At 65.0% G+C, this 24,146-nt stretch carries 20 protein-coding genes and 2 tRNA genes; 17 read left to right on the top strand and 5 right to left on the bottom strand.

The window, feature by feature from the left end; all coding sequences use genetic code 11:
• Positions 1-142 precede the first annotated feature (142 nt).
• From IQ35_RS12865 to IQ35_RS21235, 16 genes are all read left to right on the top strand, one after another.
• Positions 143-2,266, top strand: a complete 2,124-nt coding sequence (locus IQ35_RS12865; RefSeq protein ID WP_021244488.1) for a sodium-translocating pyrophosphatase — start codon at positions 143-145, stop codon at positions 2,264-2,266.
• A 117-nt stretch (positions 2,267-2,383) separates the two neighbouring features.
• The gene (locus IQ35_RS12860) at positions 2,384-3,508 is read left to right on the top strand and encodes an 8-amino-7-oxononanoate synthase (protein ID WP_021244489.1); all 1,125 of its coding nucleotides are present in this window, start codon (positions 2,384-2,386) and stop codon (positions 3,506-3,508) included.
• Entirely contained in the window at positions 3,505-4,125 is a 621-nt protein-coding gene (gene bioD, locus IQ35_RS12855; protein WP_021244490.1) for a dethiobiotin synthase, read from the top strand. The genes IQ35_RS12860 and bioD overlap by 4 nt, the downstream gene beginning before the upstream one ends.
• 119 nt (positions 4,126-4,244) lie before the next feature.
• The gene (locus tag IQ35_RS12850) at positions 4,245-6,269 is read left to right on the top strand and encodes a M13 family metallopeptidase (protein ID WP_145074014.1); all 2,025 of its coding nucleotides are present in this window, start codon (positions 4,245-4,247) and stop codon (positions 6,267-6,269) included.
• 202 nt (positions 6,270-6,471) lie between these two features.
• The gene (locus IQ35_RS12845) at positions 6,472-6,888 is read left to right on the top strand and encodes a DUF4168 domain-containing protein (RefSeq protein ID WP_031290875.1); all 417 of its coding nucleotides are present in this window, start codon (positions 6,472-6,474) and stop codon (positions 6,886-6,888) included.
• A gap of 196 nt (positions 6,889-7,084) precedes the next feature.
• Positions 7,085-8,905: a cation:proton antiporter gene (locus IQ35_RS12840; protein ID WP_236614736.1), complete on the top strand. Its 1,821-nt coding sequence runs from the start codon at positions 7,085-7,087 to the stop codon at positions 8,903-8,905.
• The gene (locus IQ35_RS12835; RefSeq protein ID WP_221442081.1) at positions 8,902-9,510 is read left to right on the top strand and encodes an OmpA family protein; all 609 of its coding nucleotides are present in this window, start codon (positions 8,902-8,904) and stop codon (positions 9,508-9,510) included. Before IQ35_RS12840 ends, IQ35_RS12835 begins: the two co-directional genes overlap by 4 nt.
• 32 nt (positions 9,511-9,542) lie before the next feature.
• Positions 9,543-10,838, top strand: coding sequence for an adenosylmethionine--8-amino-7-oxononanoate transaminase (locus tag IQ35_RS12830; protein ID WP_145074011.1), 1,296 nt, complete (start codon positions 9,543-9,545; stop codon positions 10,836-10,838).
• Positions 10,839-10,895: 57 nt separating this feature from the next.
• The gene (gene infA, locus IQ35_RS12825) at positions 10,896-11,114 is read left to right on the top strand and encodes a translation initiation factor IF-1 (RefSeq protein ID WP_003049127.1); all 219 of its coding nucleotides are present in this window, start codon (positions 10,896-10,898) and stop codon (positions 11,112-11,114) included.
• 6 nt (positions 11,115-11,120) lie between these two features.
• Positions 11,121-11,693 carry a Maf family protein gene (locus IQ35_RS12820; protein ID WP_145074008.1) on the top strand — a complete coding sequence of 191 codons (573 nt, stop codon included), beginning with the start codon at positions 11,121-11,123 and terminating at the stop codon, positions 11,691-11,693.
• 8 nt (positions 11,694-11,701) lie between these two features.
• Positions 11,702-12,691, top strand: coding sequence for a ribonuclease (locus tag IQ35_RS12815; RefSeq protein ID WP_145074005.1), 990 nt, complete (start codon positions 11,702-11,704; stop codon positions 12,689-12,691).
• On the top strand, positions 12,681-12,875 hold the full coding sequence (locus IQ35_RS12810) for a DNA gyrase inhibitor YacG (protein WP_021244498.1): 195 nt from the start codon (positions 12,681-12,683) through the stop codon (positions 12,873-12,875). Before IQ35_RS12815 ends, IQ35_RS12810 begins: the two co-directional genes overlap by 11 nt.
• 52 nt (positions 12,876-12,927) lie before the next feature.
• Positions 12,928-13,003, top strand: a tRNA-Phe gene (locus IQ35_RS12805).
• 194 nt (positions 13,004-13,197) lie between these two features.
• A complete protein-coding gene (locus tag IQ35_RS12800) occupies positions 13,198-14,061 on the top strand; it encodes a tyrosine-type recombinase/integrase (protein ID WP_311768316.1) in 864 nt (287 codons plus the stop codon).
• A 27-nt stretch (positions 14,062-14,088) separates the two neighbouring features.
• Positions 14,089-14,448 carry a tyrosine-type recombinase/integrase gene (locus IQ35_RS21805; protein WP_311768315.1) on the top strand — a complete coding sequence of 120 codons (360 nt, stop codon included), beginning with the start codon at positions 14,089-14,091 and terminating at the stop codon, positions 14,446-14,448.
• Positions 14,449-14,931: 483 nt separating this feature from the next.
• Entirely contained in the window at positions 14,932-15,147 is a 216-nt protein-coding gene (locus IQ35_RS21235; RefSeq protein ID WP_184204936.1) for an Arm DNA-binding domain-containing protein, read from the top strand.
• A gap of 587 nt (positions 15,148-15,734) precedes the next feature.
• Here the strand turns inward: IQ35_RS21235 and IQ35_RS12785 are convergent.
• Positions 15,735-15,821 (bottom strand) — tRNA-Leu (locus IQ35_RS12785).
• Between the two features lie 133 nt (positions 15,822-15,954).
• On the opposite strand from IQ35_RS12785, the gene IQ35_RS12780 reads away from it, so the two are divergent.
• The gene (locus tag IQ35_RS12780; RefSeq protein WP_021244501.1) at positions 15,955-16,401 is read left to right on the top strand and encodes a hypothetical protein; all 447 of its coding nucleotides are present in this window, start codon (positions 15,955-15,957) and stop codon (positions 16,399-16,401) included.
• Positions 16,402-16,414: 13 nt separating this feature from the next.
• Here IQ35_RS12780 and gltB read toward each other — a convergent pair whose 3' ends face one another.
• The 4 genes from gltB to IQ35_RS12760 all read right to left on the bottom strand — a co-directional run bounded on the left by gltB (position 16,415) and on the right by IQ35_RS12760 (position 24,120).
• A complete protein-coding gene (gene gltB, locus IQ35_RS12775) occupies positions 16,415-20,956 on the bottom strand; it encodes a glutamate synthase large subunit (RefSeq protein ID WP_021244502.1) in 4,542 nt (1,513 codons plus the stop codon).
• Positions 20,956-21,696 carry a DUF2059 domain-containing protein gene (locus IQ35_RS12770; RefSeq protein WP_021244503.1) on the bottom strand — a complete coding sequence of 247 codons (741 nt, stop codon included), beginning with the start codon at positions 21,694-21,696 and terminating at the stop codon, positions 20,956-20,958. Before IQ35_RS12770 ends, gltB begins: the two co-directional genes overlap by 1 nt.
• Positions 21,693-23,144, bottom strand: coding sequence for an NAD(P)-dependent oxidoreductase (locus IQ35_RS12765; RefSeq protein ID WP_145074002.1), 1,452 nt, complete (start codon positions 23,142-23,144; stop codon positions 21,693-21,695). Before IQ35_RS12765 ends, IQ35_RS12770 begins: the two co-directional genes overlap by 4 nt.
• 166 nt (positions 23,145-23,310) lie before the next feature.
• Positions 23,311-24,120 carry an undecaprenyl-diphosphate phosphatase gene (locus IQ35_RS12760; protein WP_145073999.1) on the bottom strand — a complete coding sequence of 270 codons (810 nt, stop codon included), beginning with the start codon at positions 24,118-24,120 and terminating at the stop codon, positions 23,311-23,313.
• Positions 24,121-24,146: the final 26 nt, after the last annotated feature.

The raw sequence follows: 24,146 nt of genomic DNA, 5'->3' as shown, positions 1-24,146 counted from the left end.
ATGCGCGCGACCCTGATGCTGAGTGATGCGGTGCCCGATGCCGGACATGTCTGTTTCCGGCCGCCCGCCTTGACGTTCTTCGCCCGTCCGTCATCCCTGCGGAGCGGCCGATGCATCTCATAATAGGGGGAGAGGAACATCCATGCAGATTGTCTATATCGCCATAGGGTGCGGCCTGCTGGCCGTGCTCTACGGCCTTTTCACCAGTCGTCAGGTATTGGCCGCATCGCCGGGCAATGAAACCATGCAGGCCATAGCGGGCGCGATCCAGGAAGGCGCGAAAGCCTATCTGGGCCGGCAATATACGACCATCGCGCTGGTCGGCATCGTCGTCGCGGCGCTGGTCTTCTTCTTTCTGGGCGTGACATCGGCCGTGGGTTTCCTGATCGGCGCGATCCTTTCGGGCGCGGCGGGGTTCATCGGGATGAACATTTCCGTCCGCGCCAATGTCCGCACCGCCGAAGCCGCGCGCGGCACGCTGCAACAGGGATTGACCGTCGCCTTCCGGGCGGGAGCCATCACAGGGATGCTGGTGGCGGGCCTCGCCTTGCTCGCGATCAGCGTCTTCTACTGGTATCTGACAGGTCCGGCGGGCCATGCGCCCGATGACCGGCTGGTGATCGACTCCCTGGTGGCGCTGGCGTTCGGCGCGTCGCTGATCTCCATCTTCGCGCGTCTGGGCGGCGGCATCTTCACCAAGGCGGCTGACGTGGGCGCGGACCTCGTCGGCAAGGTGGAAGCAGGCATTCCGGAGGATGATCCACGCAATCCCGCCGTCATCGCGGACAATGTCGGCGACAATGTCGGCGATTGCGCGGGCATGGCGGCCGACCTGTTCGAAACCTATGTGGTGACGGTCGGGGCGACCATGGTGCTGACCGCGCTGCTGGTGAGCGGCGTCGACAACGCCTTCCTGCACAAATTGATGGCCCTGCCGTTGATCGTGGGCGGCGTGTGCATCATCACCTCCATCATCGGCACCTATATGGTGCGGCTGGGCGCCAGCCAGTCGATCATGGGCGCGCTCTACAAGGGACTCTGGACTACGGTGATCCTGTCGATCCCGGCGCTGTATTTCGTGACGCAATATACGCTGGGCGATCTTCATACGCCCTTCGGCACCGATCTGGACGGCAATGGCGGCTATACCGGCATGGCGCTGTTCTGGTCGATGATGGTGGGTCTGGCCGTCACCGGCCTGATCGTGTGGATCACCGAATATTATACCGGCACCAATTACCGCCCGGTTCGCTCCATCGCCCGCGCATCGGAAACCGGCCATGGCACCAACGTCATCCAGGGCCTTGCCGTGTCCCTCGAAGCGACCGCGCTGCCGACGCTGGTGATCGTGGTCGGCATCATCGTCGCCTACAGCCAGGCGGGCCTGATCGGCATCGCCTTTGCCGCCACGGCCATGCTGGCGCTTGCCGGGATGGTGGTCGCGCTCGACGCTTATGGTCCGGTGACGGACAATGCGGGCGGGATCGCGGAAATGGCGCATATGGACGACAGCGTCCGGGTCAAGACCGATGCGCTCGATGCCGTGGGCAACACGACCAAGGCGGTGACGAAGGGCTATGCCATCGGTTCGGCGGGCCTTGCCGCGCTGGTGCTGTTCGGCGCCTATACGGAGGATCTGAAGTTCTACAACACGGCGCTGGGCCTTACCGAGCCGGTCGATTTCAGCCTGTCCAATCCCTATGTCATCGTCGGCCTGCTGCTGGGCGCGCTGCTGCCCTATCTGTTCGGCGCGATGGGGATGACCGCCGTTGGCCGCGCGGCGGGCGACGTGGTCAAGGACGTGCGCGACCAGTTCGCCACCAACAAGGGCATCATGGAGGGCACGTCGCGGCCCAACTATGCCCGCACGGTTGACCTCGTCACGCGCGCCGCGATCAAGGAGATGATTATCCCCAGCCTGCTTCCCGTGCTGGCGCCGATCGTCGTCTATTTCGCGATCGCGGCGGTGGCGGGAACGGCCAACGGCTTCGCGGCTCTGGGCGCGTTGCTGCTGGGCGTCATCGTCTCCGGCCTGTTCGTCGCCATATCCATGACCTCGGGCGGCGGCGCATGGGACAATGCCAAGAAATATATCGAGGACGGCCATCATGGCGGCAAGGGCAGCGAAGCCCATAAGGCCGCGGTGACGGGCGATACGGTTGGCGATCCCTATAAGGACACGGCCGGCCCCGCCGTGAACCCGATGATCAAGATCACCAATATCGTCGCGCTGCTGCTGCTGGCGGCGCTGGCGCACGGCGTCTGAAATAGGGGCGGACAAGGGACCGTCGGACTTTCCGGTCCGGTGGTCCCTTGCTGCGATCTGCTGGCGGCTTCACGCCATTCTTGCTCCCGTCCGGACCCGCGCCTATAGGCTCCGGTCATGAACAGCGAACCCCATCGCTCGCAACTGGCCGCGCTGGAATCGCGTGGCCGCCTTCGCCGCCTGGTTTCCCGCTCGGGCCGCGACTTCGCCTCCAACGACTATCTTGGCCTGTCGTCCGATCCCATCATCGGGCAGGCAGTGGCGGACGCCGTCGGCCGGGGCGTGCCGGTGGGATCGGGCGGATCGCGCCTGCTGCGCGGCAACGCGCCCGAACATGAAGGGCTGGAGGCGAAGGCCGCCGCTTTCTTCCGCACCGAGGCCGCCCTGTTCCTGGCCAATGGCCTGCTGGCGAACATGGCGCTGCTGTCCGCCCTGCCGCAGCGCGGCGACCTGATCGTCGCGGACGAGTTGATCCATGCCAGCGTCCATGACGGCATCCGCCTGTCGAAGGCGGCCGCCGTCTTCGCCCGCCACAATGACGCGCAGAGCTTCGCCGACCTGATCGCCGCATGGCGCGCCGAAGGCGGCAAGGGCCGGGTGTGGATCGCGGTGGAAACGCTCTATTCGATGGACGGAGACGTCGCGCCGCTCGCCGGCCTTGCGGAGATCGCGGCGCGGCACGACGCCATGCTGCTGCTGGACGAGGCCCATGCCACGGGCGTCTTCGGCCCGGCGGGCAGGGGGCTGTCAGCGGGACTGGACGGCCTTCACAACGTCGTCAGCCTGCACACCTGCGGCAAGGCGATGGGCGTGGAGGGCGCGCTGGTCTGCGGGCCGCGCCTTTATATCGACTATCTGATCAACCGGGCGCGTCCCTTCATCTTCTCCACCGCGCCCTCGCCCTTGATGGCCGTGGCGGTGTCGGCGGCGCTCGACCGGGTGGAAAGCGCCGACGACCATCGCCAGCGTCTCACCATCCTGCGGCAGGACGCGGCGGAAACGATCTGCGCCCCGTTGGGCCTGCCCTCCCCGCGCAGCCAGATCATCCCGGTGATATTGGGCAAGGACGTCCGCGCCATGGCGGTGGCGGCGGCCTTGCAGGCGGACGGATTCGACGTGCGCGGCATCCGCCCGCCGACCGTGCCGCCGGGGACAAGCCGCCTGCGCGTGTCGCTGACGCTCAATGTCGGGCGCGCCGATGTCGCGGCGCTGGGCGAAGCATTGCGGCGGGCCCTGGCATGAGCGTGCTTGTCGTGACCGGCACCGATACGGGCATCGGCAAAACGGTCTTCGCCGCGGCGCTCGCGGGCGCGCTCGGCGGCTATTATTGGAAGCCGATCCAGGCGGGCGTCGACCCGGAAGGGGACAGCGAAACGGCGGCGCGGCTGTCCGGCCTTGCCCCCGGCCGCATCCTGCCCGAAGCCTATCGCCTGACCACGCCCGCCTCCCCTCATCTGGCCGCGCGGATCGACGGGGTGGAGATAAGCCTGGACCGGCTCGCGCTGCCGCGCGTCGACGGGCCGCTGGTGGTGGAGGGCGCGGGTGGCGTGCTCGTGCCGGTCGGCGAGACGCTGCTGATGGCCGATCTGTTCGCCCATTGGGGAGTGCCCGTGATCCTCTGCGCGCGCACGGGACTTGGCACCATCAATCACAGCCTGCTCAGTATCGCGGCGCTGCGGGCGCGGGGCGTGCCGATCGCGGGCATCGCCTTCATCGGCGATCCTCATGCGGAAAATGAGCGGATCATTCCGGTGCTGGGCAAGGTCGCGAGTCTGGGCCGTCTGCCCTATCTTCCGGCGCTCGATCCAGCCGGTCTGGCGGACGCCTTCGCCGCCGGAATCAAGCTGCCCGCCGCGTGATCCCAAGTCGCAAGCGGCTGCTATTTTTCGACAAACGACATGGACAAGGCGTCCGCCGCCGTTTCAAGTCCCTGCATGCCGGCCGCCTTGGTGCGGCCGCTCAAGCAAGGGAAATACGCATGAACCATCTTTTCCTCGGTGCGGCGATGTCGGCGCTGGCACTGGCTTCTTCCGTGGCGCTGGCCGATCCCGCGCCACAGGCGGGCAAGCCCACCTACGGCACTTACGGTTTCGACACGGCGGGCATGGACAGGTCGGTGAAGCCGGGTGACGACTTCTACGACCACGCCAACGGTACATGGGCGAAGAATACGCCGATCCCGGCGGACAAGTCCAACTATGGCGCGTTCAACACGCTGGACGATCTGTCGCGCGAACGCACGCGCGGCATATTGGAAGCGGCGCAGGCGGACTCTTCCAGCAAGATCGGCGCGGCCTATGCCAGCTATATGGACGCCGCCGCCGTGGAGGCGAAAGGCTTGGCCCCGATCAAGCCGTGGCTGGCCGAAATTGGCAAGGTAAAGGACAAGGCGGGCTATGTCGCGCTCGCCGCGAAAGCCGCGCGGGCCGGGATCGACGGCCCGTTCGGCATCTATGTGGGGCAGGATGACAAGGACCCGGAAAGCTATATCCTGACCCTCCGCCAGAGCGGTATCGGGCTGCCCGATCGCGACTATTATCTGGAACAGGATGGCAAGATGGCGGCGATCCGCACCGCCTATGTCGCGCATCTGGAAAAGATGCTGACGCTTGCCGGGGAAGCCGATGCCAAGGCGCGCGCGCAGGCGCTGATGGCGTTCGAAACGGAGGTCGCCAGGGTCCACTGGAGCCAGATCGACAGCCGCGACGCGGAAAAGACCTATAACAAGATGACGCCGGCCGATTTGCAGAAGGCCGCGCCCGGTTTCGACTTCGCGGCCTTTCTCGCGGCCAACACGCTCACGCCCCGGACGCTGATCGTGTCGCAGCCCAGTGCCGTCACCGGCGAGGCGGCGCTGATCGCTAAAACGCCCGTCGGCGTGCTCAAGGACGCGCTGCTGCTGCGGAGCCTGCACACCTATGCCGACTTCCTGCCCGATACTATGGCCAATGAGGATTTCGCCTTTTACGGAACCACCCTGTCCGGCACGCCGCAACGGGAGGATCGATGGAAGCGCGGTATCGACTTCCTCAAGGCGTCATTGGGCGAGGAAGTGGGCAAGGTCTATGTCGCGCAATATTTCCCGCCGGAAACCAAGGCGGCGATGGATGCGCTCGTCAAGAATGTGATCGCCGCCATGGGCCGCCGGATCGACGGCCTCACATGGATGAGCGGAGAAGCGAAGGCCCGCGCCCACAAGAAGCTGGCCGCCTTCACCCCCAAGATCGGCTATCCCGACAAGTGGCGCGACTATTCGGGCCTGACGATCGAGCGCGGCGACCTGTTCGGCAATGCCGAGCGGTCGAACCGGTTCGCCTTCGATTATGAGATGAACAAGCTGGGCAAGCCCGTCGACCGGCAGGAATGGTTCATGACGCCGATGGAGATCAACGCCTATGCCAATTTCGGCATGGTGGAGATCGTCTTCCCCGCCGCGATCCTGCAACCGCCCTTCTTCGATCCCCATGCCGACCCGGCGGTCAACTATGGCGGGATCGGCGCGGTGATCGGCCATGAACTCAGCCATCATTTCGACGACCAGGGCGCGAAATATGATGAAAGCGGCAAGCTCAATCAGTGGTGGACGGACGCGGACGTCGCCTCCTTCAAGGGCCTGACCGACAAGCTCGTCGCGCAATATGACGCCTATGAACCCTTCCCCGGCGCGCATGTGAAGGGCGCGTTCACGCTGGGCGAGAATATCGGCGATCTGGCGGGTCTTGCGGTGGCGCTCGACGCCTATCACGCCTCGCTGGGCGGCAAGCCTGCGCCGGTGATCGACGGGACGACGGGCGACCAGCGCTTCTTCCTGGGCTGGGCGCAGGTGTGGCGGCGCAACTATCGCGAGGCGAACCTGCGCCAGCGGCTCGTCACCGACCCGCATGCGCCGTCGCAATATCGCGCGGACATCGTGCGGAACTTCGACACATGGTACGACGCGTTCAAGCCTGCGGCGGACGGCAAGATCTATCTGGCGCCTAAAGACCGGGTGAAGATCTGGTAAGGCGAACATGGGCCGGGGCGTTCCCGGCCCCTCATTCATTGTCGGCCGGTAACGATATCGGCTGCCGCCAGTCGGTCAGGAAATGCGGTGAATCGTAAAGCGCGAACGGCCGCTCCCTGAAATCCCACGCTTCGCCGGTTTTGCCTTTCATGGGCGATGGATTCTCCAAAGCTTTATCCTTTGCAACTGAAGGAGAAGCACGTTGATGGGTTTCAGCAGATCGACTTTTTTGAAGACAGCTATCAGTTCGACGGTCCTGTTCACGGCCTTTCCGCTCGCAGCGCAGACGGCGCCCGCCGACTCCGCGCCCGCCAGCCCGGCTCCCGCCGCGCCATCGGCGGGCGCAAGCAATTTCAGCGATGCCGATGTCAAGCAGTTCGCCGATGCCGCCGTCGAAGTGACGAAAATCCAGTCGGACAGTTCGATCGCCGCCGGCGAAAAGCAGACGAAGATGCTGGCGGCCCTGGAAGCCAAGGGTATTCCGCCTGAAAAGTTCAATGCCATGGGTCAGGCGGCCGCCGCCGATCCGGCCTTGCAGCAGCGTATCCAGGCCGCGGCGGGCGCATCGTCCCAGACCGCACCGGCACAACCGGCCGCCCCGGCGCAACCGCCCCAATAACGCGGGCGGTTTGAAGGAGGGACCCATATGATGTCCACAGTCAGCTAAGTCCCCCAGCCAGCGCGAGGGGTTCGCAAGCTGCATAATTCCCTAAGAAAGAGGGGGCGCTTGAGCGCCCCCTTTTGCTGCGTGCCCTATTTTTCCTTTGAATTTAGAGGGGTGACGTTGTCCCTTTCACCTGTCTATGCTGCCCGTCATGCATTCACAGGCTTTGGTCATCGCGCTGATCGGCATTTTGGGGATCGGCGCGCAGTGGATCGCCTGGCGCACCGGCTGGCCCGCCATCGCGTTGATGCTGGCGGCGGGCGTGATCGGCGGGCCTGTCACGGGCCTCGTCAATCCGGAACAGACGTTCGGCGAACTGCTGGAGCCGATGGTGTCCATCGCCGTGGCGCTGATCCTGTTCGAAGGGGGGCTCAGCCTCAATTTCCGGGAATTGCGGAAGACCGATGGAGCGGTGACGCGCCTGGTCCTGCTGGGCGCGCCGATCGGATGGGTGCTGGGCATCCTGGCGTGCTATTATATCGCGGGGCTTGTGTGGCCGGTGGCCGTGCTGTTCGCCGGTATCCTGATCGTGACCGGTCCCACGGTGGTCATCCCGCTGCTGCGCCAGAGCAATGTCGCGGCGCGTCCGCGCGCCGTGCTGAAATGGGAAGCGATCGTCAACGATCCGGTGGGCGCGCTGGCGGGCGTCGTCACTTATGAATATCTGCGCCGGGCGGAGGCAGGCGGGACGCTGATCGCCGTGGTCGCGGCGCTGATCGCGGCGGCGGCGGTGGCGGGGCTGATCGGCTGGCTTGCGGCGCGCGCGGTGGGCTGGGCCTTTCCGCGCGGGCATGTGCCGGAATATCTGAAAGCCCCGGTGCTGCTGGTCGCCGTGATCGGCGTGTTCGTGCTGTCCAACGCCATCCAGCAGGAAACCGGGCTGCTGGCGGTGACGGTAATGGGCATCGCGCTGGCGAACATGCGGCTCGATTCCCTGCGCGATATCCATCCGTTCAAGGAGAATATCACGGTCCTGCTGATATCCGGCGTGTTCGTGCTGTTGTCGGCCTCGCTCGACCTTACGGTGCTGCGGCAGTTCGAATGGCGCTTCGCGGCGTTCCTGCTGGCGCTGCTGTTCCTGGTGCGGCCGGCGACGGTGCTGCTCAGCCTCGCCTTCAGCCCGGTGCCGTGGAACGAACGGCTGTTCGTCGCCTGGATCGCGCCGCGCGGCATCGTGGCGATCGCGATTTCAGGGCTGTTCGCGCTCAGGCTGGACCGGCTGGGCTATGCGGACGGGTCGATCCTCGTCACCCTGTCCTTCGCGGTGGTGGTGGCGACCATATTGGCGCATGGCTTTTCGATCCGGCCCGTCGCGCGCCTGCTCAAGGTGACGGGGGCCAGCGATCGCGGGCTGTTGATCGTCGGGGCGACGCCGTTCAGCCTCAGCCTCGCCGATCAGTTGCGCCAGTTGGCGGTGCCGGTGATGATCGCCGACAATAGCTGGCAGCGGCTCGCGCCCGCGCGCCAGTCGGGCATCCCTACCTATCATGGCGAAATCCTGGCCGAAGCGACCGAGGACCGGCTGGACCTGACGCAGTTTCAGGTGCTGGCCGCCGCGTCCGACAATGAAGCCTATAACGCCCTTGTCTGCAACGAATTCGCGCCGGAGGTGGGGCGCGACAATGTCTATCAACTGGGCGATGCCAGCGACGACGAAGACCCGCGCGCTTTGCCCGAATCGCTGCGGGGGCGCGCGCTCTTCGCCTCAGGCCTCGGCGTCGAGGACATATTGAACCGGGAGGCGGAGGGCTGGACCTTCCGCAAGACGCGGATCAGCGAACAATTCGCCTTCGAGGACGCCAAGGCCGATCTGCCCGACGGCGCGGACATGCTGCTGCTGCTCCGCAAGGGCGGGGCGTTGCGCTTCTTCACCCATGCATCGGGTCCGACGCCGCAGCAGGGGGATACGATCCTCTCCTATGTGCCGCCGCCCCGCAGTGTCCGTGACAATGGAAAAGGAGAGGAAGCATGACGATCCGCGCCCTGCCGCCCGCATTGGCTCTCTGTCTGGCCGCGACGGCCTGCGAGCGTCCCGCGCCGGAAGAGGCGAATGTCGTGCAGGCCAATGCCATGGCGAACGAAGCGGATAATGGCGCCCATGCGCCCAGGTCGATCCTGCGCCCCGAAGTCATCACGAAGGCGGAGGAAGAGGAGATCGAACCTGTCCATGCGGTGATCGGATTCGGCGCGTCGAGCCTCAGGCTGGACGACGCGGGACGCAAGGCGATCGACGCGCTGCTCGACACGCCGGCCATGAAGGCGGGCGGTGCGATCACCTTGCGCGGTCATAGCGATTCGCGCGGCGCGGACGGGGACAACCGGGTCGCTTCGCGCATCCGGGCGGAGGCTGTGCGCGATCATCTGGTGAAAAAGGGCGTGGCGAAGGACCGCATCACCCTTGTCGCGCTGGGCGAGGCGCGGCCGGTCGCGCCCAACGCGCACGAAGACGGCAGCGACGATCCCGAAGGCCGCGCGAAGAACCGGCGCGTCGAAATCGACATCGCTCCGCCGCCTGACGATGCGCCGCCGCCGGTGGTGCCGACCATCCCGAAGGACGAGAAATCGCAGAAGGAATAGCCACGGCCGCACGCCTGTCCTAAAGCGCGCGCATGACTTCTCCCATCTGGCACCCCTTCCACCAGCATGGCCTTGGCGAGCCGATCCCGCGCGTTGTGCGGGCGGAGGGGGCCGTGCTTCATCTGGCCGATGGCGGCACGCTGATCGACGGCATTTCGAGCTGGTGGGTGACGACCCATGGCCATTGCCATCCGCGCATCGCCGCCGCCATCGCGGAGCAGGCGGGGCGGCTCGACCAGCTCATCTTCGCGGGATACACGCATGAACCGGCGGAAGAGGTGGCGCGCGGGCTGATCGACCTCGCCCCGCGCGCGGCCGGGCGCGATCCGCTCACCCATGTCTTCTATTCCGACAGCGGTTCGACGGCGGTGGAAGTGGCGCTCAAGATGGCGCTTGGCTATTGGCACAATCTGGCGCTCGACGGATTGGCGCCCCCGCGGCACCGCATCCTTGTCCTGGAACATGGCTATCATGGCGACACCATCGGCACGATGTCGGTGGGGGAGCGGGGCGTTTACAATCAGGCCTGGAGTCCGCTGCTGTTCGACGTGGGCACCATCCCCTTTCCAGCGCCAGGACGGGAGCAGCGGACGCTCGACTCGCTGGAGGCCGCCTGCGCGGCGCCGGAAAAGCCCGCCGCCTTCATCGTCGAGCCGCTGATATTGGGCGCAGGCGGGATGCTGATCTATCCGGCGCATGTCCTGCGGGACATGGCGGCGATCTGCGCGCGGCATGACGTGCTGTTCATCGTCGATGAGGTGATGACGGGGTGGGGCCGCACGGGCACCCTCTTCGCCTGCGAGCAGGCGGGAGTCGTGCCCGACATCATGGCGGTGGCAAAGGGCATCACCGGCGGCGCGATCCCGCTGGCGGCGACGCTGGCGACAGCGCGCATCTTCGACGCGCACAAGTCGACGGATCGCGCGCGGCTCTTCTATCATTCGTCCAGCTACACCGCGAACGCCATCGCCTGCGCGGCCGCCGCCGCCAATCTCGCCATCTGGCGCGAGGAGGATGTGCCGGGCCGCATCGCGAATCTGTCCGATGGGATCGCCGCGCGACTCGCCCGGCTGGCGGATCGGCCCGCCTTCGCCCATGCCCGCCAACTGGGCGCCATCGCCGCCATCGACCTCAACGCGCCCGACGCAGGCTATCTCTCCGATCTCGCGCCGCGTCTGCGCGCTTTCTTCCTGGAGCGCGGCCTCTTGCTGCGGCCTTTGGGCAACACCATCTATCTGATGCCGCCCTATTGCCTTGATACAGATCAGCTCGATCAAGTCTTTGCAGTGCTCGCCGATGCGGGTGAACGCTTCGGCGTGCGGAGTTGACTTTCATTTTCCACATTTTGGCGCTATGGCGGCGCGATTTTTCGACATTGGGATATTATGGCCAAAGAAGAACTGCTTGAAATGCGCGGACAGGTTGTGGAGCTTCTCCCCAACGCCATGTTTCGCGTCCGGCTTGAGAATGACCACGAAATTCTCGGCCACACTGCTGGCAAGATGCGCAAGAACCGCATCCGCGTGCTGGTCGGCGACGAGGTGCTTGTCGAGCTGACCCCCTACGACCTGACCAAGGGTCGGATCACTTACCGCTTCAAATAACGCCCGATGCGGCTCATCCTCGCTTCGGCTTCTCCACGGCGTCTCGCGCTGCTGGAGCAGATCGGCGTCGTCCCCGATGCGGTGGACCCCGCCGACATCGACGAAACCGTGCTCAAGGCGGAACTGCCTGCCCATTATGCGGCGCGGGTCGCGGCGGCAAAGGGCGCATTGGTGGCTGCCCGCCATCCCGGCGCGCTGGTGCTTTCGGGCGATACGGTCGTGGCCGCGGGCCGCCGCATCCTGCCCAAGGCGGAAAGCGAGGAGGATGCCCGCGCCTGCCTCACCCTGCTGTCGGGCCGCCGTCATCGCGTACTGAGCGCCATCACCCTGATCGGCGCGGACGGCAAGGCGCGGCATCGCCTCTCCACCAATATCGTCATCTTCAAGCGGCTGGAGCGGGCGGAGATCGACGCCTATCTCGCCAGCGGCGAATGGCGCGGCAAGGCGGGCGGCTATGCGATCCAGGGCCGCGCCGCCGGCCTCATCCGCGCCATCCAGGGAAGCCATAGCGCGATCATGGGGCTTCCCCTCTATGAAACGCGGGCGTTGCTGCGCGCCGGCGGCTATCCCTGTGATTGAGGTGTTCCATGGCTGAATGGCTGTATGAAGAAGGCATTGGCGAGGCGCGCGCCGCGCTGATCGAAAAGGGCCGCCTGGTCGAGGCGCTGATCGAACGCGAAGGCGACGCCGCGCGCGCGGGCGCGGTGGCCCAAGGCCGCCTCGTCCACACGATCATCCCCAAGAAGCGCGGCATCGTCCGCCTTGTATCGGGCGAGGACGTGCTGATCGAACCCATCCCGCCCAAGATCGCGGAGGGCGCGGCCGTGCTGATCGACATTCAGCGCGAGGCGATTGCCGAGGAGGGCCGCGCCAAGCTCGCCAAGGGCCGCGTCGCCCAGCCCGGCGCCAAGGCGCATCCAGGGGCCGGCCTGCTCCAGCGCATCCGCCAGACCGGCGTGCCCGTTATCCCGTGCCCGGCGCATGAGGAGGACCGGCTCGAAGCCCATGGCTGGGGCGAGCTGATGGAGGAAGCCATGTCGGGCGAGGTCGGCACCGAGGCAGCCGCCCTGCGAATCTTCCCCACGCCCGCCATGGTGCTGATCGACGTCGACGGCAGCCTGCCGCCCGCGCAGCTTGGTCCCAAGGGCGCGAAGCTGGCGGCGCAGGCGATCCGCCGCATGGGCCTGACCGGCTCGATCGGCGTCGACCTGCCGACGATGAACAACAAGGACGAGCGCACCATTGCCGCTGCCCAGATCGACAAATATCTGCTGCTGCCGTTCGAGCGCACGGCGGTCAACGGCTTCGGCTTCATCCAGATCATCCGCCGCCGGGAGCGGGCCAGCCTGATGGAGATCTTGCGCGCCGATCCGGTCGAAACGGCGGCGCTCGCGCTGCTGCGGCGGGCGGAGCGGCACGGCAATGGCGGGCCTGCCACGCTGACGGCGGCTCCGGCCGTCATCGGCCGGCTGCACAAGGCGTCGCACTGGATCGAACAGCTTGCGCGCAGGCGCGGCGGCGCGATCACCTTGCGCGCGGACGATGCGCTCTCCATATTGGCGGGCCATGTCGCCTAAAGCCTCTTCCTGCCCGATCTGCGGCCAGCCGTCGCACGCCGAAACCCGTCCCTTTTGCGGAGAACGCTGCCGCGACCGCGATCTTCTGCAATGGCTGGGCGAAGGCTACCGCGTCCCTGGCGCGCGTTCGCCCGAGGCGGACGAAAAAAGCGGTGATTATGGGGTGGACAGCAACCCCGATTGATGCCTATAGGCACGCCTCTCCTGATGGTCGGCGCATGAAACCGGCCTCCCGTGCCCGGGTAGCTCAGTTGGTAGAGCATGCGACTGAAAATCGCAGTGTCGGCGGTTCGACTCCGTCCCCGGGCACCACTTTCATGTTCGCCAAGCCCCGCGAATGATTGAGAAAACCCCAGAAAACTGCTAAAAATGCCCACGAAATGGCCGGGCTTGTTCGGCTATGTTCGCCAGCAATCACGCTCTGTTGGGGGTGTCGCTGGGGGTGGTCGGCAAACCGGCTAATCGAAATACCCCCAGATTGCGGCGATGATTTGGGGGTAGCCGCAATGGCGCTGACCGATACCGCGATCAAGAATGCCAAGCCGAAGGCCAAGCCCTACAAGCTGACGGACGAAAAGGGGCTGCATCTTCTGGTGCATCCTTCCGGCGGCCTGCTGTGGCGTATGAAATATCGGGTGGATGGCGCGGACGATCAGGGTCAGCCGAAGCGAATCGAAAAGCTGCTATCGCTGGGTAGCTATCCCGAAATTAGTTTGAAAGCTGCGCGGGCGCTGCGCGATGACGCGCGCAGACAACTGGCCGAAGGCATTGATCCGGGCCAGGCTAAGAAGGAGGCCAAGATTGCGACCATGCTGGGCGCGGCTCACAGCTTCGGGGCGGTCGCAGAGGAATATATCAGCCGAATGGAGCAGGAAGGCCGGGCGCAGGCGACTATGGACAAGGTGCGCTGGCTATCGACGCTGCTGATTCCTGCCATCGGCGCGCGCCCGGTTGCCGAAGTGACGCCGCATGAGTTGCTGGCGGTGTTGAAGAAGGTGGAGCAGTCTGGCAAGCGCGAGACGGCTGGGCGGATGCGCTCCTTCGCCAGCCGAGTGTTTCGCTATGCGGTCGCGACGGCGCGGGCCAGCAATGACCCGGCGCACATGCTGCTGGGCGCGCTGGTGCCGCCCAAGGTGAAGCATCATGCCGCCATCACCGATCCCAAGGCGTTGGGGGAACTGCTGCGCGCAATGGACAGCTATCAAGGCCAGCCTGCCACGCTCTACGCCTTGCGACTGACGCCGCACATCTTCCAGCGGCCCGGCGAAGTGCGCCAGATGGAATGGTGGGAAATCGACTTCGACAACGCAGTCTGGACGATCCCGGCCAGCCGCATGAAGATGCGCGAGCCGCATCATGTCCCTTTGTAGGAGCAGGCGCTTGCGATCCTGCGCGATATGCAGGCTTTGACCGGACGCGGCACGTATGTTTTCCCGTCTATCCGGTCCGCGTCCCGGCCTATGTCGGAAAATACGATCAATGGGGCGCTGCGGCGGCTTGGCTATAGCGGCGATGAAATGACCGCTCATGGCTTTCGATCGACGGCCAGCTCGCTGTTGAACGAAAGTGGCAAGTGGAACCCAGACGCAATCGAGCGTGCCTTATCGCACCGCGAAGCCAATCAGGTGCGAGCGGCCTATCATCGGTCAATTTATTGGCCTGAGCGGGTGCAGATGGCGCAATGGTGGAGCGATCATCTGGATATGCTGCGCCAAGGGGGCGAGGTAGTAAGGTTTCCCAAGACCGCCAGTGTCTGAATGCCGGGGATGTTCGTTAAGGTTCGCTGATACTTGCCACATTTCCTTGCCGCGTTAACGTGTTCTGTATGCCAACGGAGCGTAATTTCGCTTTGATTGATGGGGTTGTGGGTAACGAATGAAAGCTTCGTTTTCTTTGTTTGGGGGTGCATTTGGGGGTGGATTAAAAATCCACATTGAAAAAATACAATTATATCAACGTTATATCTTAATAATTCGCCTCCGTCCCCGGCACCATATCTCTGTTCGCCACCATTCGCTGACGGACCAGAAAATCCGTCATATTCAGCGCCGGTTTCTTCGCTGGCTTTCGCCGTCAGTCTCTGACAGCCGGAGAATTTGGGGGCCAGATTGGGTCTATTTTCGGCATGGCCCCAGACGACATGGAAATGGGTCCCACGATGGCGTTGGCCGACATGGCGATCAGAATGCCAAGTCCAAGGACAAGCCCTATAAAATGGGCGATGCCGTCGCGCTTTTTTATTGGTCGAGGCCAGCGGCGGAAAGCTCTGGCGGCTCAAATACGGGGTCGATGGCGAGGAAAAGAAGCTCGGTTTGGGCACCTATCCCGAGGTCAGTCTGGGCGATGCGCGCAAAGGCCGCGACGGTCGCGGACCTGATACCCGCGATGCTCCATCCTTCCTCGCCAGCGATCGCGCCTTTGCCAAGGCGCGCAAGAACGCGGAGGCGGGAACATGACACGGCGGCGCGTCATCGGCCGGTTCAAGCGGTCGAAGCAGGGTGGATGGGAAGACGAGAGTGAAACCCTCACCATAAAGCGCCGGATCAGGCTGGTGCCCACCGAGTGAACGACAATAGGCGACGCATGGGAGAAAAAATCCCGCAGCGATCCGCCGCGCGATTATCTGCGTGTCGAAATCGACGATTGCGCCTACGCATTCACCGCCCTGCCGTTTCCCGATGCGGGCGGTCTTACAGCGCAGATGACCATGAATTTTCCCGCCCCGCGCTATTTGGCGGTGAGGTCCAGCGAACCAGTGCGCAAAAACGATCAAAGGAGCGATGCGGATGGAGGACGATACGCTTTGGACCCAGCGGGAGTTGGCCAAGTTCCTTTGCTGCTTCGAGCGCATTATCCGCCGGTGGGCCAAGACCAGTAGCGCCGCCGATGGGGCGCATGGGTTGCCCTCGCGAAATCCGGTGACAGATCATGGCCGGGGCTGCCCCGGTTATCCCGTTTTTGACGGTTCAAAGCATATTCGGGGAATGGCGGCGTGCCAAATTGCGCCAAGCGCCTTGGAAAAATCCTTTGGTTTCAAAGGATATGGTGCGGTCGAGAAGACTCGAACTTCCACGGCCTTTCGGCCACAACGACCTCAACGTTGCGCGTCTACCAGTTCCGCCACGACCGCACATTTCAAGAGGAACCGGCGGAGCCGGTGCCTGGTAGGAGCCGGCCATTAGCAAAGGCTTTGCCCCCTTGCAACAACCGATCTGCATAGGCGTTACGATTGGCGGAAGCGGGCATCGGAAAGGGATGCGGCGATGGCAAAAAGTTTCTGGATAGCGGGCGGGAGCGCGACGGGCGCAGCTATCCTGCTGGGCATGGGGCTGGGCCATTTCGTCACCACGCCGCAAAAACCCCCGCCTATCGCGGACCTGGAGACGATGGATTCGCCGCAGGACAGTCCGGCGAGCTTCGTCCCGGCCACGCCGGAGAAAGGACCGGAGACGATTCGCTGCACAGGATGCGGCCCCACTCTGGCCGAGCGGCAGATGATGGCGGATCAGGGCGGCTGGGATCCCGACGGCATGATCCACGGCAGCGCGGACCCGGTGGCGCAAGACTATATGACTCCCGACGCAGCGTCCTCCGCGCCGCCGCCGGTGGAAAGATTCGCGGCGGGAGAAGAGCCTTCACCCGCCGCCATTCCGGACTCCGCTCCGGTCAAGGTCCGCCCGACGCTGCCGCCGGCCGCAGGCCAGCCGTGAAGCCGGCGCGGTCCTATTCGGCCGCGATCACCTCTGCCGGCGCATCGCTCAGCGGATAAGCGAGACGGCTGACCATCTCCTTCGGACAGACCTGCCAGAAGTAGCGCCGCCAGCGGTCCCAGTCGTCCAGCACCGTGTTCGACCATTTGCTGTCGGTGGCGACCGCATGCTGGGCGATCAGCGCTTTCAGTTCCGTTTCCCAATGCGCGCTTTCCAGACGTTGCCAGACGATGCTTTCCGGGTTCGCCTGTTCCGGGAAGCTGCCGTCCTCGTCGAGGATGAAGGCCATGCCGCCGGTCATGCCCGCACCGAAATTCGCGCCGGTCTTGCCCAGGATCACCGCCGTGCCGCCGGTCATATATTCGCAGCCGTTCGCGCCGCAGCCTTCGACCACCACCTGCGCGCCCGAATTGCGGACCGCGAAGCGCTCGCCCGCCTGACCCGCCGCGAACAGCCTGCCCGCGGTCGCGCCATACAGGACGGTGTTGCCGATGATGGTGTTGTCCTTGCTCGACAGCGGGCTGGAGACGGTCGTGCGGACCACGATGGTGCCGCCCGACAGGCCCTTGCCCACATAGTCGTTGGCGTCGCCAAAGACTTCCAGCGTGATGCCCTTGCACAGGAACGCGCCCAGCGACTGGCCCGCGCTTCCGCGCAGGCGCACCGTCAGATGCCCGTCCGCCAGCGCCGACATGCCGAACCGTTCGGTCACGGCGGCCGACAGGCGCGTGCCCACCGCGCGATGCGTGTTACGCACCGTATAGGTGAGCTGCATCTTCTCGCCCCGTTCGAACACGGCCTTGGCGTCGCGCATCATCTGCGCGTCGAGGCTATCGGGCACTTCGTTGCGCCACGCGTCGAGGCTGAAGCGCCGCTGCTCGTCGGGCGCATCCACCTTGGCGAGGATGGGATTGAGGTCGAGATCGTCCAGATGCTCCGCACCACGATTGACCTGCTTCAGCAGTTCCGTCCGCCCGATCACCTCATCCAGGCTGCGGAAGCCCAGCCGCGCCAGAACCTCGCGCACTTCCTCGGCGATGAAGGTCATGAGGTTGATGACCTTCTCGGGCGTGCCGGTGAACTTCTGCCGCAGCTTTTCGTCCTGCACGCACACGCCCACCGGGCAGGTGTTGCTGTGGCACTGACGCACCATGATGCAGCCCATGGCCACCAGCGACAGCGTGCCGATGCCGAATTCCTCCGCGCCCAGGATCGCCGCGATCACGATGTCGCGCCCGGTCTTGAGCCCGCCGTCCGTCCGCAGCTTCACCCGGTGCCGCAGGCCGTTGAGCGTCAGCACCTGATTGGCTTCCGACAGGCCCATTTCCCAGGGCGTGCCCGCATATTTGATCGACGTCTGCGGCGACGCGCCCGTGCCGCCGACATGGCCCGCCACCAGGATGACGTCGGCATGGGCCTTCGCCACGCCCGCCGCTACCGTGCCGATGCCCGCCTGGCTGACGAGCTTCACGCACACCCGTGCGCGCGGGTTGATCTGCTTGCAGTCGTAGATGAGCTGCGCCAGATCCTCGATCGAATAGATGTCATGGTGCGGCGGCGGCGAGATCAGCGTCACGCCGGGCGTCGAATGGCGCAGCTTGGCGATGAACTCGGTCACCTTGAAGCCGGGAAGCTGGCCGCCTTCGCCGGGCTTGGCGCCCTGCGCGACCTTGATCTCGATCTCTTCGGCCGACCCCAGATATTCGGCATGGACGCCGAAACGGCCCGACGCGATCTGCTTGATGACGCTGTTCGCGTTGTCGCCATTCTCATAGGGCTTGAAGCGGTTCGCATCCTCGCCGCCTTCGCCGCTCACGGCCTTCGCGCCGATGCGGTTCATGGCGATGGCCAGCGTCTCATGCGCCTCGGGGCTGAGCGCGCCCAGCGACATGCCCGGCGTCACGAAGCGCTTGCGGATTTCCGTGGTGGCTTCCACCTCGTCGATCGGCACCGCCTCGCGGGCGAAGTTGAACTCCAGCAGGTCGCGCAGATAGACCGGCGGCAAATCCCGCACCCCGCGCGAAAATTGCAGATAGGTCGAATAGCTGTCCGTCGCGACCGCCGTTTGCAGCAGGTGCATGAGCTGCGCCGAATAGGCATGGCTCTCCCCGCCGTTGCGCTGGCGGTAGAAGCCGCCCACCGGCAGGCGCACGATCGCGCTGTCATAAGCGGCGTCGTGCCGCATCTTCGCGCTGAAATGCAGCGAATGATAGCCTTCGCCCGAAATCTTGGCGGGCATGCCGGGGAACAGGTCGTTCACCAGCGCGCGGGACAGGCCCACCGCCTCGAAATTATAGCCGCCGCGATAGCTGCTGATGACCGCGATGCCCATTTTGGACATGATCTTGAGCAGGCCCTCGTTGATCGCCACCCGATAACGCTCGAAGCACTGCTCCAGCGGCAGGTCGCCGAACAGGCCGCGCGCATGGCGGTCGGCGATGCTGGCTTCGGCCAGATAGGCGTTCACCGTGGTCGCGCCCACGCCGATCAGCACCGCGAAATAATGGGTGTCGAGCGCCTCGGCGCAGCGTATGTTGATCGACGCATAGCTACGCAGCCCCTTGCGGACGAGGTGCGTGTGCACCGCCGCCGCCGCCAGCACGCCCGCGATGGCGACCCGGTCGGCGCTGACATGCTCGTCCGTCAGGAAGATTTCGCTGCGTCCTTCGCGTACCGCCTGTTCCGCTTCCTCGCGGATGCGGGTGATTGCGGCGCGCAACTGCTCCTGCCCGCCCTCGGCCGGGAAGGTGCAGTCGATTTCCGCGACCGCATGGCCGAAATGCGCCTTCAGCCGCGTCCATTCGGCCGATGTCAGCACCGGCGAATCCAGCACCAGCACATTGTTCTTCTGCGCGCCTTCTTCCAGAATGTTGTTGAGGTTCGAAAAGCGCGTCTTGAGGCTCATCACATGCCGTTCGCGCAAGCTGTCGATCGGCGGGTTCGTGACCTGGCTGAAATTCTGGCGGAAGAAATGGCTGACCGTGCGCGGCTTATCGGAAATGACGGCCAGCGGCGTATCGTCGCCCATGGAGCCGATGGCTTCCTTCGCATCCTCGACCATGGGACTGAGGATCAGCTCCATGTCCTCCAGCGTCATGTTGGCCGCGACCTGGCGGCGCGTCAGTTCCGCCTTGTCCCATTGCGGCAGCGCGCTGGGCGCCTGCGGCAGGTCCTCGACCGACATGAAGTCCTTGATGAGTTCGCCATAGGGCGCTTCGCCCGCGATCCTGTCCTTGATCGCGCGGTCGTCATAGAGTTCGCCTTCGAGCAGATCGACGGCGATCATCTGGCCGGGCCCCATGCGGCCTTTGCGGACGATGGTGGTTTCGGGCACCACGACCATGCCGGTTTCGGACCCCACGATCAGCAGATTGTCACCCGTCAGCGTATAGCGCAGCGGACGCAGCGCGTTGCGGTCCACGCCCGCGACGACCCAGCGCCCGTCCGTCATCGCCAGCGCGGCGGGGCCGTCCCACGGCTCCATCACGGAGGCGAGATATTCATACATATCCGCATGGGGGCGGGGCAGGTCGGCCTTGTCGCTCTGCCACGCTTCGGGAACCAGCATCAGCTTGGCCGTGGGCGCGTCGCGCCCGGCGCGGCAGATTGCCTCGAACACGGCGTCGAGCGCGGCGGTGTCCGAAGCGCCCGCCGGGATCACCGGCTTGATGTCCTCGCTATATTCGCCGAATGCGAGGCTGGCCATCTTGATCTCGTGGCTCTTCATCCAGTTCTGGTTGCCGCGGATCGTGTTGATCTCGCCATTATGCGCCAGCGTGCGGAAGGGCTGGGCCAGCCACCATTGCGGAAAGGTGTTGGTCGAATAACGCTGGTGGAAGATCGCGACCCGGCTTTCGAACCGCTCGTCCTGAAGGTCGGGGTAGAAAACCGACAGCGATTCCGCCAGGAACAACCCCTTGTAGATGATCGAGCGGCAGGACAGCGAACAGACGTAGAAATCGTTGATCTGCGCGGCGATCACCTTCTTCTCGATCCGGCGGCGGATGAGGTAGAGGTCTTTTTCGAACTCGGCCTGATCGCGTTCCTCGGGCATCGGCCCGGCGATCATGATCTGCTCGATTTCCGGGCGGGTGCGCTGCGCCTTCTCGCCGATGACCGACACGTCGACCGGCACCTGGCGCCAGCCATAGATGGTGTAGCCCGCGTCGATGATCTCGCTTTCGACGATGGTGCGACAGGTTTCCTGTGCCGACAGATCCGTGCGCGGCAGGAAGATCATGCCGACGGCGAGCCGGTTGGGCATGGGCTTGTGGCCGCTGTCGGCGATGGCGTCGTCAAAGAAGCGCACCGGCAGGTCGACATGGATGCCAGCGCCGTCGCCGGTCTTGCCGTCCGCGTCCACCGCGCCGCGATGCCACACGGCTTTCAGCGCATCGATGGCGCTCACCACCACGCGGCGGCTGGGACGGCCATCGGTGGCCGCGACCAGGCCCACGCCGCACGCGTCGCCTTCCATCTCGGGGTGATACATGCCCTCGGCAGCGATGCGTGCGCGCTCTTCGGGGCTGGCCATGAAAGGGGTCTGCTCAGTCATCATTCGGTCCCTTCGTCGCTTGTCGAGGCGGCGTTGTCATTGAGGTCGCCGGCCTTCACACCCAACAGCTTCGCCAGCCGGTCGCGCTCGGCGGGCGACAGGTCGGCAATCTTGCGGGGGGCGGGCAGGTCTTTGGTCGCCGCCTCCGCCTTTGCCGCGATGTCGGGCATCTTCTTCATCATCTCAGGCATGAAAGCCTGCATTTCGCGCATGATTTCCGGGTCCATGAACATCATCATGGATTCGCGGGCATAAAGGTCGCCGGTCGGCGTCGCGAAAAAGCTGTTCAGCTCACCAAGCTGCCGCCCGTCGAACTTGCGGGCATAGGCGCGGGTCAGCGCGTCGCGCACCTGCGGCTCGAACCCGTTCATCAGGTCCGCCATGGACGCCATCATCGCGTCCATGCCCTTCTTCGTCCGCTCGCGGAAATGCGGGTCGAGGATCGCGCCGATCTCCGCCATGGATGCGTCATTGAGGTCCGCGATCTTCTCCGACGGCACGCCGCCGATGCGAGCGAGCTGCGCGAGCGGCATCTTCATGACGCCGTCCATCATGCTGTCCATCATCTTGGACATGGTTTCGCCCATCATCCGGCGGTAGGTGCCGACAGGAAACACCTTGTCCACCACCGGCTTCGCCGCCGCGATCCGCGCGGGATCGGCCGCCGCTTGGTTCTGCGCGAGAGCAGGGGCGGAGAGGGCCAGCGCGGCCCCCGCCATCCAGAACAGCGCCTTCCTCACGCCGCGACCCTTTCGCCCGCCGCTGCCTTGGCCTGTGCCTTGAGGTAGCGGTGCATATGCTCGGTCACATCGCGGCCGTCGCGGATCGCCCAGACGACCAGCGAAGCGCCGCGCACGATGTCGCCCGCCGCGAACACGCCGTCCACGCTGGTCATCATCGTGCGATGATCGACGCGCAGCGTGCCCCAGCGCGTGACCGACAAATCTTCCGATCCGAACAGCCGCGGCAGTTCTTCCGGGTCATAGCCCAGCGCCTTGATGACGAGGTCCGCCTCCAGCGTGTGCTCGCTGCCGGGGTCCGGCTCCGGCGCGCGGCGGCCCGAAGCGTCGGGCGAACCCAGCCGCATCTTCGTCACCTTGACGCCGGTGACATGCTCCGTGCCTTCGAACGCCACGGGCGCGGTCAGCCACACGAACTCGACGCCTTCCTCCTCGGCATTGGCGACTTCGCGCTGCGATCCGGGCATGTTTTCCCGGTCGCGGCGATAGAGGCACTTCACCGACTTCGCGCCCTGGCGGATGGCGGTGCGGACGCAGTCCATCGCGGTGTCGCCGCCGCCGATGACGACGACATTCTTGCCAGCCGCCAGCAGCGACCCGTCCTCATGTTCCGGCACCGCGTCGCCAAAGCCCGCCTTGTTGGAAGCGGTCAGATAGTCCAGCGCCTTCACCACGCCCGGCGCGCCCACGCCCGGCGCCTTGATGTCGCGCGGCTTGTAGACGCCGGTCGCGATCAGCACCGCGTCGTGCTTCTGGCGCAGCTCTTCCAGCGTGGCGTCGCGCCCCACCTCGAAGCTCTGGTGGAAGACGATGCCGCCGTCCTTCAGCCGCTGGACGCGGCGCATCACCACGTCCTTTTCCAGCTTGAAGCCGGGGATGCCATAGGTCAGCAGCCCGCCCGCCCGGTCGTGCCGGTCATAGACATGCACCTCATAGCCGGCCACGCGCAGATATTCCGCGGTGGTCAGGCCCGCCGGGCCCGCGCCGATCACGCCGACCGACTGGCCGGTGGGGCTGCCGGGCACCAGCGGTTCGACCCAGCCTTCCTTCCACGCCGTATCGGTGATGTATTTTTCGACGCTGCCGATGGTGACGGCGCCATGGCCGGAAAATTCGATGACGCAATTGCCTTCGCACAGGCGATCCTGCGGGCAGATGCGGCCGCAGATTTCCGGCATGGTGCTGGTGAGGTTGGACAGCTCATAGGCTTCGCGCAGCCGCCCCTCGGCCGTCAGGCGCAGCCAGTCGGGGATATGGTTGTGCAGCGGGCAATGGGTCGAGCAATAAGGCACGCCGCATTGCGAGCAGCGCGACGCCTGCTCCTCCGCCTTGTCCAGAATGAAGCTGCGGCTGATCTCAAGGAAATCGTCCGCGCGATCCTGTGCCGGGCGTTTCTCGGGATAGGCCTGGCCCGTCCCCACAAACTTCAGCATCGGATTGTCACCCATAAGTCGCCCCTGGAAAATATTGCAGGCGCTCACATAGGCTCAAAAACAGGCCGAGTCACGCGGATTCCGACATTTAAGTCAATAGAACTGTCCTAAAATTCTCCGGTATTCGCCTTTAATGCGAATGGATCGCAGGATGAAGCGTCAACAAGGTTCCGATACGGTCCTATCTAGCCGCCAGCCAGATCAATGCGGCCGCGCCCGCGACGATTCGATACCAGGCGAAGGGCGCGAAGCCGCGCCGCGACACGAGTCCCACGAACCATTTGATGACCAGCAGCGCGACGACGAAGGATACGGCAAAGCCCAGCGCGATGCTGCCCCAGCCGACCGAGCCGCCGGTGATCTGATCGCCCTTCTTGAGCAGTTCCAATGTGCTCGCGCCCAGCATGGTCGGGATGGCGAGGAAGAAGCTGAACTCCGCGGCCGTCCGCCGCTCGACCCCAAGCGTCAGCGCGCCCATGATCGTCGCGCCCGAACGGCTCACGCCGGGGATCATCGCGATGCACTGGATGAACCCGACGCCGATCACCTGCGGCAAGGGAATGTCGGCGATGCCGTGATATTGCGCCTTCTTCACCATGCGCTCGATCAGCAGTATGGCGATGCCGCCCGCGATCAGCGCCCAGGCCACGACCTGCGGCGCGCCCAGCAGCACTTCGATATAGCTATGCAGCGCCAGCCCGATGACGGCGGAAGGCAGGAAGGCGACCAACAGATTCCGCAGGAAACGCCAGCTCACCGGCTCCCGCCGCAGCAGTCCCGTCGCGACGGCCCAGAATGTGCGCCAATACAGCACCACCACCGCCAGGATCGCGCCCAACTGGATGACGACATTGAACATCGCCCATGTCGATGCGTCGTAGCCCAGCAATTCGCTCGCCAGGATGAGGTGGCCGGTCGAGGACACGGGCAGGAACTCGGTCAGTCCTTCTACGATGCCGAGCAGGATGACCGTCAGATAATGCATGTCCATGGGGCGCTATGGTCCTTGGATGAGAT

The organism is Sphingobium wenxiniae, assembly GCF_007830065.1.
GTDB classification, from domain to species: Bacteria; Pseudomonadota; Alphaproteobacteria; order Sphingomonadales; family Sphingomonadaceae; genus Sphingobium; species Sphingobium wenxiniae.
The sequence above is the reverse complement of the archived record's forward strand: the minus strand, read 5'-3'. Positions and strand labels throughout refer to the sequence as shown.